We start from the raw sequence: 15,953 nt of genomic DNA on the forward strand, positions 1-15,953 counted from the left end.
GTCGCTCCCGCCGCTTCCATGGCCTCAGTTTCCACTGCCGGGCTGCGGATCAGCGCTCTGGCCCTCGGGTCGTCCAGCTTCGTTTTTACGCGCGCTGGCGGCGGGCAGGCCAAGAGGTTCCGAAGCGGGCCGGGCTGTCGCCGCTGCGCCGTTTTTGCCGCAGGTCTGGGGCTTGCCGTCGCTGGGGCGGGCTTCCGTCCTGCCCTTGTCAGCCTGGGTCACATCCTTGATCTTGGCCTCAGGATAGGCGATGCGCTGATGGAAAATGCCCGTCAGAATACGCTGAAAGTTTTCACTCAGGAAATGCAGATCCTTGAAGGTCAGTTCGGATTCGTCCAACTGTCCTTCCGAGAAGATGCCCTTGATGATGGTATCAATATGAGTCTTGATACGCGCGGGCGTAGGGTCGCTCAGGGTGCGGCTGCTGGCTTCCACGGAGTCGGCCAGCATCAGAATGGCCGCTTCCTTGGTCTGCGGGCGCGGGCCGGGATAGCTGAAATCCGATTCACGCGGCTTTTCACCCAAATTCAGGGCCTTCTGATAGAAAAAGCGGATCAGCCGCGTGCCGTGATGCTGGCGGATGATCTCCGTAATTTCCTGGCCCAGCTTATAGCGCTCGGCAAGCTCCGTGCCTTTTTTGACGTGCGAGAGCAAAATCAGGGCGCTCATGGACGGAGCCAGCTTGTCGTGCTTGTTGGGGCCGCCGAACTGGTTCTCAATGAAATATTCCGGATAGGAGAGCTTGCCCACATCGTGGTACAGGGCCGCTACTTTGCAGAGCAGGCTGTTGGCCCCGATGGCCTTGGCCCCGGCCTCAACCATATTGGCCACCACCAGGGAATGGTGGTAAGTGCCGGGAATGGTGACCATCAGTTCCTGCATCAGGGGCTGTTCCAGACTCATCAGTTCCATGAGGCGGAAACGCGTGCTGTAGCCGAAGGTCAGCTCCAGCACGGGGCTCACGGCAAAAAGCAGGATCAGGGAAAGCAGGCTGTTGATGGCCACCGCGGTCAATTGCACGGGCATTTCCGCCGGGGAGGTCTGGGCCAGCAGGGTTGTGCCCAGCCAGACAAGAATCTGGCCCACGGTCAGGGGAATCACGCTCCAGACCACATCCTGGCGGCTCTGCGCGCTGGTCACCAGCCAGGTGGCCAGCATGCCGCTCAGAAAATAGTAGATAAACAGCGGATAATCCGCCTGGAGCATCAGCATGCAGAAGAAGGAAAGCAGCAGGCCCATGGTGCAGTAGCGCCGGGCCGCGAAAACCATGGCCACCAGCCCCACGGCACCGGCTACCGGAAAAGCGGCGGCAAAGGAGTTGAACAGGCTCACGCTGTCCATGCGCAGGCTCAGCAGATAGACGCTCTTGGCCCCTATGCCGAACAAAAGGAGCAAAAGCGAGATGAGCAGCATATCCTTGCAGCGAAGGGGGGTGCCGGGCTTGCCGCTGGGGGCCACAAAAAAGCCCACGGCAAGCAGCAGGGCGCAGAGAAACGCGCCTCCCGCCGTGCTCCAGCGCATGGGATCGGAGGCGGATTTGTACAGGGTCTGCAATTTGATCTGCTGTTCGCGGCTGACGCGCTCGCCTTTGCGCAGCACCAGCTCGCCCTTCTGAATCTGGTAATAGACCGGCTCCACCGTGGCCACCACAGCCGCGCCGCGCTTCTGGGTGGCCTCGCGGTTCAGGGTCAGGGAGGCGGGCAAGGTGGCCGACAGCAAAATATTGATGGCCCGGCGTGACTGCGGATTGAGGCTGGGGACCTGCCTGATCTGTGAGGATATCTCGGCCAGGAAGGATTGCACGTCCGGCAGGGAATTGACGTCCGGCCGCAGGATTTCCGCATTGGTGTCCAGATTGCGGATAATCGCGCCCGAGCGGCCCACGCGCGCCGAACGGATGTCGCCCACCAGACCTTCGGCCATGTGTTCACGGATCTGGGGCAGCAATTTTTTGAGCAGATAGGTCTGCACTTCAGGCAAGGCCAGTTCCGGCAGCACTTCATCGGCCACGGCCGGGGTCAGTTCCTCCACGAGGCGCTGTAAAGACGGATCGGGCACAGGCCGCTGTTCGCCGCCGCTGTTCAGGCTGCGCAGGATTTCCAGAATCCGGCCCTGAAACTGGGTGTAGGGCTCAAGGCTCAGATCGTAGACCGGCGGTTGCAGCAAAAGCACCTGTTTGCGGCGGGCTTTGGTGGCCTGCGAGTCCTCCACCAAAATGTCCCGGTCCGCGATGACGTCGTTTTCCGCCACCTGTCCGGCCACGTACACCCGCTGCACGGCCTCGAAATTGGCTCCGGCCAGCAGGGAAAGAAAGAGCAACGTGCCGATCAGCGCCCACAGGCCCCAACCGCAGTGATGCCGCGCTTTCAGCGTGTGTATGAGCGCCAGGATGCTAGCCGGACGCGCCGTCTTTTTCTGCGTGGTCATAAGCGCTGACAATGGCTCCTACAAGGGGGTGACGCACGACGTCGGCCTTGCTGAAACGATGAACGGCAAGACCGGACACGTTATGCAGGATGCCCAGGGCGTGGATCAGGCCCGAACGCGGGCGGGCGCCGCCGGGCTGCATGGGCAGGTCGATCTGGGTGGTGTCGCCGGTGACCACCATGCGCGAGCCGAAGCCCATGCGGGTCAGGAACATTTTCATCTGCTCCTGGGTGGTGTTCTGGGCCTCATCCAGAATAATGAAGGCGTCGTTGAGGGTGCGGCCGCGCATGAACGCCAGAGGAGCCACTTCAATCGAACCCACCTCCATCATGGAAGCCACCTTGGGCTGGGGCATCATGTCGTGCAGGGCATCGTAGAGAGGCCGCAGATAGGGATTCACTTTCTCGGCCAGATCGCCGGGCAGGAAGCCCAGTCGTTCGCCCGCCTCCACCGCCGGCCGGGTCAGCACAATGCGTTTGACCCGGTGCTGCTGGAACATGGACAGGGCCATGGCCACTGCCAGATAGGTCTTGCCCGTGCCGGCCGGCCCCACGGCAAAAACCAGTTCATGCCGCCGCAGAAGCTCTAGATAAGTCTTCTGGGCCACGTTGCGCGCGGTGACGGTTTTGCGCGGCGTATTCACAAAAACGGCGTCGCGGAAGACCTGACCGAGATTCAGTCCGGGATCGGCCCTGAGCATATCGTATGCGCGGGTCATGTCCTGCTGGCTCAGCGTCAGGCCGCCGCGCAGCAGATCATAGAGTTGCACAAAGACGTTGCACAGGCTCCGGCGCACGTCCTGATCCGGACTCTCGATAAAGATGCTGGCTCCCCGGTTGCCGATACGCGCACCGCTGGCCGCGGCCAGCAGGTCTAGGTGGGCATTGTGGGGGCCGAAAAGCTGGTTGGCTAGGGCGGGGTCGTCAAACTCCACTGTCTCCAGCAAGGAGGAATGTACTGCCATAGGCCACCCCTAGCCTATTTCAGCGGGCCTGTCCATCTTTTCAAAAAACGCTTCCGCCCGCGGACGGGCCGGAATGCGAATTCTTGCCGCTTCTGGCCTGATATTTGCATAAAGTTTGCCGTGGCGGGCTCGCGCGCCGGGCACAGGTAAAATCTGCCGGGAGGAACCATGAGCATATCAGGCATCAACAATTACAATAACGTGCTGTTCCAGTGGCAGGGCCAGCAGTTGAAGGGTTCGACCTCAAGCGGCTCCAAAAGCTCTTCCTCCAGCAGCCTGGAGAGCCTTTTCGGCAACACCTCCATGACCAGCCAGCTTTCCAGCATGGTGGAACTGACCAAATACGCCATGGACGCCATGGGGCTCGGCAGCGACAGCCGGGTGACCTTCAACCAGATCACCAAATACCGTGAACAGTTACAGACCGAGTTCAGCAAGAGCGTCAAGGACGGTCTGGCCAACATGGGCATTTCGGACCTCGCGGGCCTGAGCTTCAGCCTGGATAAAAACGGCGCGCTGACCGCCGTGGGCGACAACGCTTCGGACAGAAAAGCCGTGCAGGCCTGGCTGGACGCCAATCCCGCCTTGGGCAAGGATCTGCGCAAAGCCCTGACTGAAGCGGGCATTGACGCCGAAGACGCTGTGGATCTGCGCGTCAGCGCGGCCGGCAAACTGAGCGTGATCAACACCACGTCCGATAATATCCAAGCCGCGCTGGACGGCAAGGCGAGCCTGAGCGCGGACCTGCGCGCGGCCCTGGAAAAACTGGGCGTCGATGTGAGCAAAGGCCTGAGCTTCCAATTTGACGATCAGGGCAATCTGGCCGTCAGCGGCGACGTGGAACAGGCCGAGGCCGTGAATCAGTGGCTGGCGGACAATCCAGAACTGGCCGACGCGGTCAAGGCGCAGTTGGAAAAGCGGAACGTGGACACCTCCGCCGTAAGCCTGCGCCTGGGCGGCGAGGGAAACGTCCAGATCAGCGTGAACAACGCCGAACTCAGCGACATTCAGGCCGTGCTGGACCAACAGGGCGCTGTGGGCAAAAAACTTCGTGACGGCCTGGATGGCCTGGGCGTCGACCCGAACATCAATTTTTCCATTCAGGTCAATGATGACGGCAGCGTGACCATCGTCAGCGACCACGCCGATCGCGACAAGGTGCAGCGCTTCTTTGACGAAAATCCCGATCTGGTCAAAAAATACCGGCAGATCGAGACGCTCTCCAGCATCGACGACGCCCGCAAGGCCATGCAGATCGCCCCTTCGGATATGCGCAAGCGCATTCAGATTGAATCCATGTCCGCCTGGTGGGCGGACTCCGGCAACGCCAATTCCTATTTCGGCAATTATTCCGGCGGCAATCTTTCCCTGCTGGCCGGACTGAACCTCAACGTTTAGCCGACTCCTCTCCTCCACTGCCAAAAGCGGGCCTGCCGACGACTATCGGCGGGCCCGCAGCGTTTTTAACAGGGCGAAACGGCGTTTTTACAGTTTTTTGCCCAGCAGTTCGTTGACCAGGGCGGGATTGGCTTTGCCCTTGGTGGCGCGCATGATCTGGCCCACAAAGAAACTGATCAGCTTGGTCTTGCCGCCCCTGTAGGCCTCCACTTCCGCCGGATTGGCGGCGATCACCGCGTCCACGGCGGCCTCCAGAGCCGAAGAATCGGAAATCTGCCCCAGGCCTTTTTCCTTCACGTAGGCTTCGGGCATGGCCCCGTTGCTGAACAGCTCGCCGAAAATATCGTTGGCGATTTTGGCGCTGATCAGCCCCTGGTCCACAATACGCACCAGTTCCGCCAGAGCCTCGGGCTTCATGCCCCATTGAGACGGATCGCCCGTGGCGACGCCGCGCACGTTGCATTCGCGCAGCAGCGGTCCCAGCATATAGTTGGCCACCTTGCGGGGATCGGCCTTTTGCGCGGCGGCCTCAAAAAAGTCGGCCAGCGCGCGGCTCTGCACCAGCACTTCCACCTCAGCCTCGGGCAGACCGGTCAGCTCCATGAAGCGGCGGGCGCGGGGCCGGGGCAGTTCCGGCAGTTCGGCCCGCCAGTTTTCCAGTTCATCAGCGCCGATTTCCACGGGCAGAAGGTCCGGGTCCGGAAAGTAGCGATAATCGTGGGCCTCTTCCTTGCTGCGCATGGAGGCGGTGAGATTCTTTACCGCGTCATAGAGGCGCGTTTCCTGCACCACCGTGTCGCCGTCATCCAGCACGTCCTGCTGACGGGCGATCTCAAATTCAATGGCCCGCTGGACATTACGGAAGGAATTGAGATTCTTGAGTTCGGTGCGCGTGCCGAAGGCCGCCGCGCCCACGGGCCGGAGGGAGACGTTGGCGTCGCAACGGAAGCTGCCCTCCTCCATATTGCCGTCGCAGACCCCCAGATACGTTACAATGCCGTACAGGGTCCTGAGATAGGCCACAGCCTCGGCGGCGGAACGCATGTCCGGCTCGGAAACGATCTCCACCAGCGGCGTGCCGGCGCGGTTCAGGTCCACATAGCTGACGTTTTCGCCCTGGGCGTGGATATTCTTGCCCGCGTCGTTTTCCATGTGGATGCGGGTGATGCCGATGCGCTTGCTTGCGCCGTCGACCTCGATGTCCAGATAGCCGTGCTCGCAGATGGGCAGGTCGAACTGGGAAATCTGGTAGCCCGAGGGCAGATCCGGATAAAAATAGTTTTTGCGGGCGAAAATGGAGCGGCGGTTGATGGCGCAATTGGTCGCCAGTCCTACCAGGGCGGCGTAGTGCACAGCTTGGCGGTTGGGCACGGGCAGCGCGCCGGGCATGCCCGCGCAGACTTCGCAGACATTGGTATTCGGCGGCCGGCCGAATCTGGTGGAACAGGAACAGAACAGCTTGGAGGCCGTTGCCAGTTGCACGTGCACTTCCAGGCCGATGACGGCTTCATAGGCGGCCATGATCTCAATCCACTCCCTGCGGCGGGAAGCCCGCCTCGTTTTTGTTGCTGCCGCGCTCAGCGGCCCGTGAGACGGCTGATGCTGGCGTCAAAATATTTGCCCACCCCGTATTCACCCCGACGGAAAAAGAGCCGGGGCTCAGGCCCGATAATCTGCATTTCGCGGTTTCTGGACTGCATGTCCAGAGCGATGCGCATTTCCTTGGTGCAGCCCGTGGAATAGGTGGAATCCTTGCCGGACCAGGCAGGCGGCACCTTGCGCCCCAGCAGGGCGAAGCTTTCCTCAATGTCCTCGACTGTCTGGAAACGCCAGACGTCAATGAGGCCGCTACGTTGCACCCGTTCCCACATGAACATCAGGTCATCCCCGTCCATGCCTTCCACAAAGTGCTCCGCCGGGTTGATAATCAGAATATTATCCATTTTTTTGCGCAGATTGTCCACAAAGGTTCGCGCCAGTGTCACGGCTATGTGCGTCTGTCCAGGGATGCTGCCGATGACGCAACTGTAAAACATGACCGAGCGCCCCTGGCTGCGGGCCTCGCGCATTTTTTTGATAATGGCGTCGGCCTGGATGGCGATGGCTTCCTCGCTGAATTTGCGCGCCTCCGGCGCGTGCCGCCGCAGTTCTATACGGAAACCGCTTTCGCTCCGCCAGTAGCAGATAATGTCGCGGGTGAACGCATGGCTGGTGCCCAGAAAAATGTCCGCCGCGCGCCAGCCTTTGCACAACACCACGTCGGCCTCTTTCCAGGCCCGGGAAAAGGTCACGGAAACCCGGTACAGGTTCAGACGCTCACGCGTGCCGTCGTCAATGATCACCATGCGGTGCTCGCGCAGATGCCGCAACAGATCGTTCTTGCCGATCTGGGTTTCACGCAACACAATGCCGCCGCGAAGCCAGCACTCCAGCGCGGGATCGCTTTCCATGTCGTCCATGGTCGGCGCGAAAAAATAAAAACCGGCCTTCACCGCGCAAATGACCCTGTGCCCCATGCGGATCAGGCTTTGCAACATGGCCAGATCAAAAAGAATGCCCCCGTCCGCGTCGCAGAGAAACAGAATGGTGGACGGACGGGGCGCATTCAGAAAATACTCGTGCAACGGCGCTGCGGCCTGCTCGGCCTGCCGCATGGCCTGGTGGATTTCCGGAGTCGACGGCAATTGTTCCTGCCAGTCTTTGGCCATGGCCGACAGGCAGAAAAAGCGGACCAGTTCCAGACTGTCGAGCAGCCGCCGGACGCCGCGCATATCCGGGGGCAGTTCGCCGTCCGGCATGGCTTCCAGATTATCCCGGATCGCGGGCAATTCCAGCATTTCCTGCTGGCGCAGGGTAGAGGCGCGGCGGCGTTCGCGCCAGGGGTCGCCCAAGCTGTAGCTCTGGGCCAGCACCAGATCGGTCATCCGCTTGACCAGGCGAGACGGGATCAGCGTTCCCTGGGCGACGTACTGTAAAAAACGGTAGCGGCAGAAATGCAATATGCGGCGGCGCTCCGCGCGATCCTGCACCATGGAGCGGATCAGGCGCATGATGATCCGCCAGGCGCGGTTATACTGGGCCTGTAATTTCCGGGGCCGACCGTCCACGCGCAGCATGGCGAACGTGGCGTCGGAACAGGGCAGATAAACCTGGTCGTCGTCCAGTTGCACCATGAAGGCCAGCTGTTCCGGGCTGGCGATGATGTCCGGATTCATCCGGTAGGCCAGATTGTTGTCCATCAACATGCTGTACAGCCAGGCGTCGAAGCGGACGTCCCGGCCCAGCCGGATGTCGCGCACGCGGGAGGGTTCGCGGGATGTCTTCATGCCTTCTCCGCATCCGCGCCGGAGGCCCGCTCAAGCACAAAGCCGCGCGTGCGCAGACGTTCGAAAAAGGATATCTCATCACCCATGAAGCGCACCGCCGCGGGCACGCCGGTAACTTCCACCAGATCGCCGATCTCCAGTTGCTGCCCTTCCTGCCCGTCCACAGTGATGTAGCAATCAGTGGAACCGGATTCGATGCGCATGCGGAAAACCGTCGCGCCCGGAAAAACCATGGGGGAAATGGTATTCAAAAAAGGACAGATGGGCGTCAGGCCCACGGCGTTCATGCCGGGATAGAGCAAAGGGCCTCCGGCGGAAACGCTGTAGCCCGAGCTGCCCACCGGCGTGGAAAGAATAACCCCGTCGCTGCGCAAAAGCCCCATGCGCTGTCCGTCCACGGTAATGTTCACGCAGACCAGGCGCGAAAGCGAGCCCCGGCTCAATACGACGTCATTGACGGCGGCTCCGCCGGCTTCCAGCCTGCCGCCGCGCGTGAGCTTCCAGCGCAGGGCCAGACAGGCGCGCAAGGGCAGGTCGCCCCTGAGGCAGGCCTTCAGGCGCTCTTCCCAATGATCGGGCTGCGCGTCGGTCAAAAAGCCCACCCGGCCGAAGTTGATGCCGAACAGGGGCACGGGACGCCCCACCAGACGGCGGGCCACACCCAGCATGGTGCCGTCGCCGCCGAGCACGACCACGAAATCGAGTTCCTCATCATAGGCGGGATCTTCGCCTCCGGCCTCAATCAGCGCCGCCATATGCCCGTGTACGCGCAGCCATTGCAGGATCTCGCAACCGAGCTTCCAGGCGCGTTCATGGTGGGCCTTGCAGACCAGAAGTACATGACGGCAGACTATATTTTGCATGAACGGCAAGTTACGTTATCAGGGCCGTGACCGCAAGCCCGCGATCCGGGCCGCTTGTCAGCCGCGCCGCTTTGGCATAAGTATGGGCATTCCGAAACCGAACGGCGTTCGCCCGCCTTCATTTAAGGTCAAGCTGCATGAAAGACTCTGCCTTGGAGATCATAGCCCGGCATGCCCGGGACGGCGCGCGGCTGCGTGAGGAATTTTTCCGCGCGCAGGGTTCCAATCTGCGTGACGCCGCCCTGCGCGCGGCCCTCTGTCTGGCCGGGGGAGGCAAGATTCTGCTCTGCGGCAACGGCGGCAGCGCCGCCGACGCGCAACATCTGGCCGCCGAATTCGTGAACCGCTTTCTCATGGACCGCCCGGCGTTGCCGGCCATTGCCCTGAGCACGGACACTTCGGCTCTGACCGCCATCGGCAATGATCTGGACTTCAGCCAGGTTTTCGTCCGGCAGGTGGAAGCGCTGGGGCGCAAAGGCGATCTTCTGCTGGGCATTTCCACTTCCGGCAACAGCGCCAACGTGCTGGCGGCCCTGCGCGCGGCCCGGTCGGCAGGCCTGTTCACTGTGGGGCTCACGGGTCAGGACGGCGGCGAAATGGGCGCGCTCTGCCATATCCTGCTGGAAGCGCCCTCCGGGCATACCCCGCTCATTCAGGAGTTGCATATTGCCGCCGGGCATCTTTTCTGTCAGCTCACTGATTATTATCTGTTTGAAAATGTTACGGCGCTCACGCCGTATTTGCAATCTGACCCGGAACACAAGGATTGACGATGCCCATTTACGAGTACAGCTGCGAAAAATGCGGCCATGAATTTGAGGAACTGGTTTTTGACGACGTTGCGCCCGTCTGCCCCCATTGCGGCTCGCGCGAGACGCACAAGCTCATGTCCCGTTGCGCCCACTGCACGGGCGGCGACGGCGGCGAATATGCCGCGCCGTCCTCCGGCGGAGGCGGCTGCGCCGGTTGTTCCGGCGGCAATTGCGCCAGTTGCGGGCACTAGGCGGCCGCCTTATCGGCCGGACAGGCCGGGCGCGGTTTTTGTCTCCACTTTCCACAAAAAACAGGAAGTTATGCGCAAGCATCTCGTCATCGCCACTCGCGGCAGCCGTCTGGCTCTCTGGCAGGCCGAGCACGTCAAAAGCCGCCTGGAAGCTCAGGACCCCGAACTGACGGTTTCGCTCAACGTGATCAAGACCAGGGGCGACATCATTCTGGACGTGCCCCTGTCCAAAGTGGGCGGCAAGGGCCTGTTCGTGAAGGAAATCGAAGAGGCCCTGCTGGACGGGCGGGCGGACCTGGCCGTGCACAGCATCAAGGATGTGCCCATGGTTCTGCCCGAAGGGCTGATCCTGGGCTGCGTGCCGTCGCGCGAGGCCTGCACCGACTGTTTCCTTTCCTTCAATCACGCCGATGTGGACGCCCTGCCGCAAGGCGCGCATGTGGGCACCAGCAGCCTGCGGCGCCAGGCCCAATTGCTGGCCCTGCGGCCGGACCTCCGTATTTCCAGCCTGCGCGGCAATGTGGACACGCGGCTGCGCAAATTGCGGGACGGCGACTACGACGCCATCATCCTGGCCTCCGCCGGGCTCAACCGGTTGGGACTCAGCGCCCCGTACATGACGCCTCTGGACCCGGAGCGCTTTCTGCCCGCCGTGGGCCAGGGCGCGCTGGGCATTGAATGCCGAGAGGACAATTATGATCTGCTCGTCCTGTTGGCGGGCCTGGAAGACCGCGCCACCCGCGTTTGCGTGGATGCCGAGCGCGGCTTTCTGGCCGGGCTGGAAGGCGGCTGCCAGGTGCCCATTGCCGGGCATGCCCGGCTTGTGGATGAGGAAAACGTCAGCCTTGAGGGCCTCGTGGCCGAGGTGGACGGCAGCCTGATCCTGCGCGGCGCAAAGAGCGGCAACGCCGCGGACGCCCGCGCTCTGGGCCTGGATCTGGCCCGTGAGCTGCTGGACAGGGGCGGCCGCGCCATTCTGGCAAAACTTTACCAACAACAGTAAGAAAACAAGAACCAAATAGTTATGCCAAGCATCGCACCTCTGGCCACGTCCCGGCTGCACGCCACCTTTGATCCGGCCCGTATTCCCTGGGAAGACAGCCGGGCGATCCCCCTGCCGCGCAACGGCAACGGCCGCAAGAATCCCTTCCAGCCCAGGGCCATGCAGGCCCTGAATCTGGCCCTGCAAATCCGCACGACCGGCTACAACGTCTACCTCTCCGGCGAGGCGGATCTCGGCCGCAGCTACATGCTCCTGTCCTATTTGCGGCCGCAGGCGCGCAAGGCCGCCACGCCGCCGGACCTGGTCTATGTGCAGAATTTCGCGGACCCGGACCGCCCGAGCCTGCTGGCTTTGCCCGCCGGTCAGGGCAAAAAGTTCAAGCAGTCCCTGAAGGAAACCCTGGAGAACATCGGCAAGGAGCTGGCCCGGCGCTTTGAGGCCACCACCTATGTCAAGCAGCGGGCCAAGCTCGTGGACCAGTTTCAGAACATCCGCATGGGCCTCTTGCACAAGATGAATTCCGTGGCCGTGGACAAGGGATTCAATCTGGACATGGATGAAAACGGCGGCCTGACCCTCTACCCTCTGGTGGAAGGCAAGCGCCTGAGCGAAGAGGAATTCGAACGCCTGGACAATACGGTGCGCCTCAACCTCAAACGCAGGGGCGACAGTCTGGTGCAGGCCATGGCGGGCTTCATGCGCCAGTTGAACAAGGCTGAGGAATCCTTTCATGACGACGAGCGCGACCTGGAGCGCCGGGCCATGGGACAGGTGCTGGACGCCCTGCTCACCCCGGCCCGGCAGCGCACCCTGAAGGCCTGCCCGGTGCCGGGCCTGCCGGAATATTTCACGGCCCTGCGCGAGGACATCCTCAAGAACACGGAATCCTTCCTGCCGCGCGACGGCGGCATGCAGGGCCAGTCCGGCGGCGACGGGCACTCCCTGCCGCCCATGGACAATATTTTTTACCGCTACGAGGTCAACCTGCTGGTGGACAACAGCGGGCTGAACGGCGCGCCCATTGTGGTGGAAGACCACCCCACGGCGGTCAATCTGCTGGGCTGCGTGGAGCGCGAGTCGGAAATGGGCGCGCTGGTCACGGACTTCACCCTGATCAAGGCCGGCAGCCTGCACAAGGCTAACGGCGGTTTTCTGGTGCTGCACATTGAGGATTTGCTTCAGCATCCCAACGCCTGGGAAGGCCTGTTGCGCGCCCTGCGCTCCAATCAGGCGCGCATTGAGGACACGGGCGACACGCCGGACACCGCCATCCGCACCAAGGGCATCACGCCCGAGCCGCTGGCCCTGGACCTCAAGGTGGTGCTGATCGGCGGCGAAGAGCTGTACGAGACCCTGCTGGTCAACGACGACCGCTTTGCCAAGCTTTTTCGCATCAAGGCCCATATGGCCGACGTGACGGAGCGCACTGCCGAGAATATCCGCATTTATCTGAGCCACATCGCCAGGATCATCGACGAAAACGGGCTGCGGCCCTTTGACCGCACGGCCCTGGCCTGGCTTGTGGACCTTGGCTCCCATCTCTGCGAAGACCAGCGCCGCCTTTCACTCAAGTTTCCGCTGCTGCGCGAACTGATGATCGAAGCGGCTGCCCTGGCCGAAATGCGCCAGTTGCCCCTGATCAGCGCCGCCATCCTGGAAGAGGCCTACGCCGCGCGCACCTACCGCGCCAATCTGGTGGAAGAGATCTTCATGGAGGAATACGACCGCGAGATGATCAAGGTGCGGACCTCCGGTTCAGCCGTGGGGCAGGTCAACGGCCTTTCGGTCACCTGGCACGGGGATTTCGAATTCGGCCTGCCGCACCGTATTTCCTGCACTGTGGGCGTGGGACATGAGGGCATTATCGACCTGGAACGCGAGGCGGAACTGGGCGGTCCCATTCACACCAAGGCCATGATGATCCTGAAAAGCTACCTCACGGACCTTTTTGCCCGCAAAAAGCCCCTGGTGCTCTCCGGTTCGCTCTATTTCGAGCAGAGCTACGCCGGTATTGAAGGCGATTCAGCCTCTGGCGCGGAACTGGTGGCCCTGCTTTCGGCCCTGGCAGACGTGCCGGTGCGCCTGGATCTGGCCTTTACCGGCGCGGTGAGCCATTCCGGCCAGATCATGGCCGTGGGCGGCGTGACCCGCAAGATTGAGGGCTTTTACAAGGTCTGCGCCCGGCACGGACTCACAGGTTCGCAGGGCGTCATCATCCCCCGCGACAATGTGGATCACCTGATGCTCGCGCCGGACGTGCTGGCGGCGGTGGAGAAAAAACAGTTCGCCATTTACCCGGTGCGCCGCATTGAGGAGGCCCTGACCCTGCTCACCGGCCTGCCCGCCGGACGACGGCGCAAGAACGGCGGCTTTACGGCGGGCAGCCTGTATGATCTGGCGGACAGACGCCTGGAACGTCTGGGAGATTATGCCCAGAATGCCTTCCGGCGTTCCCGCAAAGGCTGAAAATCGGTTCTTTTATTGACTTTGCTTTTTCCCGGCGGTAAAGAGTTTCCGCCTTGCCCATACTTCAGCCCGGCCTTGCACCGGCGCCACCAAACGAATTATGAACAAAAGCAAAAAAGAAGCCTTGCTCCAGGCGGCCAAAGAGCTTTTTGGCGAATGCGGCTATGTGGAAACCACATTCAAGAAAATCTCCGACCGCGCCGGTGTGGCTCTGGGTCTTCTGACCCATCACTACGGCAACAAGGAAAAACTGTTTCTGGCCTCGGGCCTGGATGTGCTGGAGCATTTCCTGGTCAAGCTGCGCGAAGCCACCGCCGACGCGGATTCCGGCTTCGACGCAGTGATGCACTACTGCAAGGCCTACCTGGATTTTTCCATTGACAAGAACTCCAACTGGCTGGTGCTGGTGCGCTGTTCCCCGTACAGCGACATGAAGACCAAGACGGACCGCGACCTGATGGATTCCATGTTCTCGCAGGTCCACCAGTTGCTGGAAACGCTCATCGCTCGCGGAGTCAATGACGGCAGTCTGGCCAAAGTGGACAGCAAGTCCACGGCGCAGATAATTATTTCACTGATGGTCGGGGCCAACCGCACCCGGGTGTTGACCCCCTATGCCCTGCCCACGCTGTACAGCGACGTGCTTGACTTCGTGGCCCGCGCCATCAGGGCTTGAGCCTTTCAGGAGCTTTTTGCCGTCAGGGCATTGACAGCTTGCCCGGTGGAGGCTATGGGTGAATTTATGAATGCAACCGTGGCGTTTCGATTTTTTCGATATTACGTCGCCAGAGTCAGTCACTGACCCCGGTTCGGTTGCGTCGCCGTTTTTTCAGACAGCATGCAAACATGGTGTATACCGCCGATCACAGGGGTCGGCGGTTTTTTTATGCCTGAAGGAGGCCCTATGGATACTCTCTCCACTCTTTTGCTGGCCGACGCAGCCGTGCGTATAGCCATGCTGTCCCTGGCCGGCTCGTTCCTGCTGTCCCTGGTCGGCCTGGGCCGTCAGGCCCGCCGCCGGAGCTGACCATGCTGCTCGACGCCCTGATCTGGATCGCCTACATCGCCGTTTTCGTCTGGCTGGCCCGCAAGGGACAGGGGCACGACGCTCTGACCACGGGCCGCGTGGGTTTCGGCATTCAGGCATTCGCCTATGTGGCAACCTATATTTCCGCCGTGGCCCTGGTGGGCTTCGGCGGGCTGGCCTATGTCTACGGTCTGCAAATGCTTCTGGTGGCGGCCGGCAACGTCTGGCTGGGCACCTGGATCGTTTACCGCTTCCTGGCCTGGCCCACCCGGCTCTGCCAACGCAATCTCCAGGCCCGTACTCCCACTCAACTGCTGGCCAAAGGACACAAAAGCCCTCTTCTGGGCAAGGCCCTGGCCCTGCTTTTCGCGGTGTTTCTTGGGGTCTACGCTTCGGCGGTCATCAAGGGCGCGGCTCTGTTGCTGGCCCAGATTCTGCCGCTGCCGGTCTGGTCGCTGATCTGGCTGGTGGCCCTGCTGGTGGGCTTCGCCGTTTTTGTGGGCGGCCTGCGCGGCGTGCTCTATACTGAGGCCATGCAGGGTTTCGTGATGCTGGTGGGCATCTGCATGCTGGTCTGGGCCGTATTCAGCAAAGTGGGCGGCCCCATCCAGGGCATTGCCGATCTGGCCGGACTGCCCGCCACGGTCAAGGCCAATGAAGGCTTTCTGGCCCTCTCCAGCGGTGAGCAGGGCTGGTTCATCATCTCCCTGGTGGTGGTGACCTCCATCGCCGTCTGGGCCCAACCGCAGATGATTCAGCGCCATTTCGCCCTGAACTCGGCAAAACAGGTCAACCGGATCACCCCTTTGGCCATGCTGGTGCTCACTGTGCTGGTGGGCGGAGCCTACTTTGTGGCTTCGCTTTCCCGCTTGATCCTGCCGGAAGTGGCGTCGCCGGACGAAGTGATGCCTACCCTGGTCAAAATGCTGCTGCCCAACGTGGGTCTGCAGATCTTTGTGCTGGCCATTGTGTCGGCCTCCCTTTCCACGGCCACGGCCATTTTCCATATCGCCGTCTCGGCCATTGCCGAGGATCTGCCGGGGCGCAAGGCCTCGCGCCCCATGTGGCTGCTGGGCATCGCCTTCTGCGTGCTGCTTTCCGGCGGCTGCGCGCAGATCAAGGGGCAGCTTATCGCCCTGCTCTGCACCACAAGCTGGAGCATAGTGGGCGCCACGGTGCTGGTGGCCTATGTGGCGCTTGTGCGCTTCGGCCAGCGCAGTTCCCTGGCTGCCTGGATGAGCTGCGTGGCTGGTTTCGCAAGCTGCATGCTCTGGTATCTGCTGGCGCACAAGAGTTTCGCGTTGACGCCGCTGCTCTGGGAGCAGGCCGCGCTGATTCCGCCCTTCTTTGTCGGCTTCGCTTTTTCCCTGGCGGGCTGGCTGCTGGGCTGGGGCCTGGACAAGGAAGGCCGCAAGGCTTCCTCTTTCTGGCCGACGGCCAACGCTTGAAAATTCCGCTTCGTCTGAACGGGTACAG

The 15,953-nt window shown here is 61.9% G+C and carries 13 protein-coding genes; 8 read left to right on the forward strand and 5 right to left on the reverse strand.

Annotated features, from left to right (window positions below):
- Positions 1–24: 24 nt before the first annotated feature.
- Positions 25–2,427, reverse strand: coding sequence for an HD family phosphohydrolase (locus FYJ44_RS06695; RefSeq protein WP_154510485.1), 2,403 nt, complete (start codon positions 2,425–2,427; stop codon positions 25–27).
- Entirely contained in the window at positions 2,393–3,391 is a 999-nt protein-coding gene (locus FYJ44_RS06700) for a PhoH family protein (protein WP_154510487.1), read from the reverse strand. The genes FYJ44_RS06695 and FYJ44_RS06700 overlap by 35 nt, the downstream gene beginning before the upstream one ends.
- A gap of 168 nt (positions 3,392–3,559) precedes the next feature.
- Here FYJ44_RS06700 and FYJ44_RS06705 point away from each other — a divergent pair, with 168 nt between their 5' ends.
- A complete protein-coding gene (locus tag FYJ44_RS06705) occupies positions 3,560–4,789 on the forward strand; it encodes a F0F1 ATP synthase subunit delta (protein WP_154510489.1) in 1,230 nt (409 codons plus the stop codon).
- Between the two features lie 87 nt (positions 4,790–4,876).
- On the opposite strand, the gene gatB is transcribed toward FYJ44_RS06705, so the two are convergent.
- The 3 genes from gatB to FYJ44_RS06720 are packed head-to-tail and all read right to left on the reverse strand — an operon-like array spanning position 4,877 to position 8,978.
- Positions 4,877–6,310, reverse strand: coding sequence for an Asp-tRNA(Asn)/Glu-tRNA(Gln) amidotransferase subunit GatB (gatB, locus tag FYJ44_RS06710; protein ID WP_154510491.1), 1,434 nt, complete (start codon positions 6,308–6,310; stop codon positions 4,877–4,879).
- A 56-nt stretch (positions 6,311–6,366) separates the two neighbouring features.
- Complete coding sequence (locus FYJ44_RS06715) at positions 6,367–8,115, reverse strand: ARMT1-like domain-containing protein (RefSeq protein WP_154510493.1); 1,749 nt, start codon at positions 8,113–8,115, stop codon at positions 6,367–6,369.
- On the reverse strand, positions 8,112–8,978 hold the full coding sequence (locus FYJ44_RS06720; protein WP_154510495.1) for an NAD(+)/NADH kinase: 867 nt from the start codon (positions 8,976–8,978) through the stop codon (positions 8,112–8,114). Before FYJ44_RS06720 ends, FYJ44_RS06715 begins: the two co-directional genes overlap by 4 nt.
- 137 nt (positions 8,979–9,115) lie before the next feature.
- On the opposite strand from FYJ44_RS06720, the gene FYJ44_RS06725 reads away from it, so the two are divergent.
- The 7 genes from FYJ44_RS06725 (at position 9,116) to FYJ44_RS06750 (ending at position 15,925) form a co-directional block, all read left to right on the forward strand.
- Positions 9,116–9,748: a D-sedoheptulose 7-phosphate isomerase gene (locus FYJ44_RS06725; RefSeq protein ID WP_154510497.1), complete on the forward strand. Its 633-nt coding sequence runs from the start codon at positions 9,116–9,118 to the stop codon at positions 9,746–9,748.
- Between the two features lie 2 nt (positions 9,749–9,750).
- Complete coding sequence (locus FYJ44_RS06730; protein WP_154510499.1) at positions 9,751–9,981, forward strand: FmdB family zinc ribbon protein; 231 nt, start codon at positions 9,751–9,753, stop codon at positions 9,979–9,981.
- A 70-nt stretch (positions 9,982–10,051) separates the two neighbouring features.
- Positions 10,052–10,984 (forward strand): hydroxymethylbilane synthase, encoded by a 933-nt coding sequence (gene hemC / locus FYJ44_RS06735; protein WP_154510501.1) that lies wholly within the window; start codon positions 10,052–10,054, stop codon positions 10,982–10,984.
- 21 nt (positions 10,985–11,005) lie between these two features.
- Complete coding sequence (locus FYJ44_RS06740) at positions 11,006–13,450, forward strand: Lon protease family protein (protein ID WP_154510503.1); 2,445 nt, start codon at positions 11,006–11,008, stop codon at positions 13,448–13,450.
- Positions 13,451–13,550: 100 nt separating this feature from the next.
- Positions 13,551–14,126, forward strand: a complete 576-nt coding sequence (locus FYJ44_RS06745) for a TetR/AcrR family transcriptional regulator (RefSeq protein ID WP_154510505.1) — start codon at positions 13,551–13,553, stop codon at positions 14,124–14,126.
- Between the two features lie 228 nt (positions 14,127–14,354).
- Positions 14,355–14,477, forward strand: coding sequence for a hypothetical protein (locus tag FYJ44_RS14850; RefSeq protein WP_268234067.1), 123 nt, complete (start codon positions 14,355–14,357; stop codon positions 14,475–14,477).
- 2 nt (positions 14,478–14,479) lie between these two features.
- On the forward strand, positions 14,480–15,925 hold the full coding sequence (locus FYJ44_RS06750) for a sodium:solute symporter family protein (protein WP_154510507.1): 1,446 nt from the start codon (positions 14,480–14,482) through the stop codon (positions 15,923–15,925).
- The last annotated feature ends 28 nt before the right edge of the window (positions 15,926–15,953 follow it).

This window comes from Desulfovibrio porci (genome assembly GCF_009696265.1).
Lineage (GTDB): Bacteria > Desulfobacterota > Desulfovibrionia > Desulfovibrionales > Desulfovibrionaceae > Desulfovibrio > Desulfovibrio porci.

Coding starts and splice junctions, on each gene's coding strand:
- FYJ44_RS06695 (WP_154510485.1), bottom strand. CDS start 2,427: ATGACCACGCAGAAAAAGACGGCGCGTCCGGCTAGCATCCTGGCGCTC.
- FYJ44_RS06700 (WP_154510487.1), bottom strand. CDS start 3,391: ATGGCAGTACATTCCTCCTTGCTGGAGACAGTGGAGTTTGACGACCCC.
- FYJ44_RS06705 (WP_154510489.1), top strand. CDS start 3,560: ATGAGCATATCAGGCATCAACAATTACAATAACGTGCTGTTCCAGTGG.
- gatB (WP_154510491.1), bottom strand. CDS start 6,310: ATGGCCGCCTATGAAGCCGTCATCGGCCTGGAAGTGCACGTGCAACTG.
- FYJ44_RS06715 (WP_154510493.1), bottom strand. CDS start 8,115: ATGAAGACATCCCGCGAACCCTCCCGCGTGCGCGACATCCGGCTGGGC.
- FYJ44_RS06720 (WP_154510495.1), bottom strand. CDS start 8,978: ATGCAAAATATAGTCTGCCGTCATGTACTTCTGGTCTGCAAGGCCCAC.
- FYJ44_RS06725 (WP_154510497.1), top strand. CDS start 9,116: ATGAAAGACTCTGCCTTGGAGATCATAGCCCGGCATGCCCGGGACGGC.
- FYJ44_RS06730 (WP_154510499.1), top strand. CDS start 9,751: ATGCCCATTTACGAGTACAGCTGCGAAAAATGCGGCCATGAATTTGAG.
- hemC (WP_154510501.1), top strand. CDS start 10,052: ATGCGCAAGCATCTCGTCATCGCCACTCGCGGCAGCCGTCTGGCTCTC.
- FYJ44_RS06740 (WP_154510503.1), top strand. CDS start 11,006: ATGCCAAGCATCGCACCTCTGGCCACGTCCCGGCTGCACGCCACCTTT.
- FYJ44_RS06745 (WP_154510505.1), top strand. CDS start 13,551: ATGAACAAAAGCAAAAAAGAAGCCTTGCTCCAGGCGGCCAAAGAGCTT.
- FYJ44_RS14850 (WP_268234067.1), top strand. CDS start 14,355: ATGGATACTCTCTCCACTCTTTTGCTGGCCGACGCAGCCGTGCGTATA.
- FYJ44_RS06750 (WP_154510507.1), top strand. CDS start 14,480: ATGCTGCTCGACGCCCTGATCTGGATCGCCTACATCGCCGTTTTCGTC.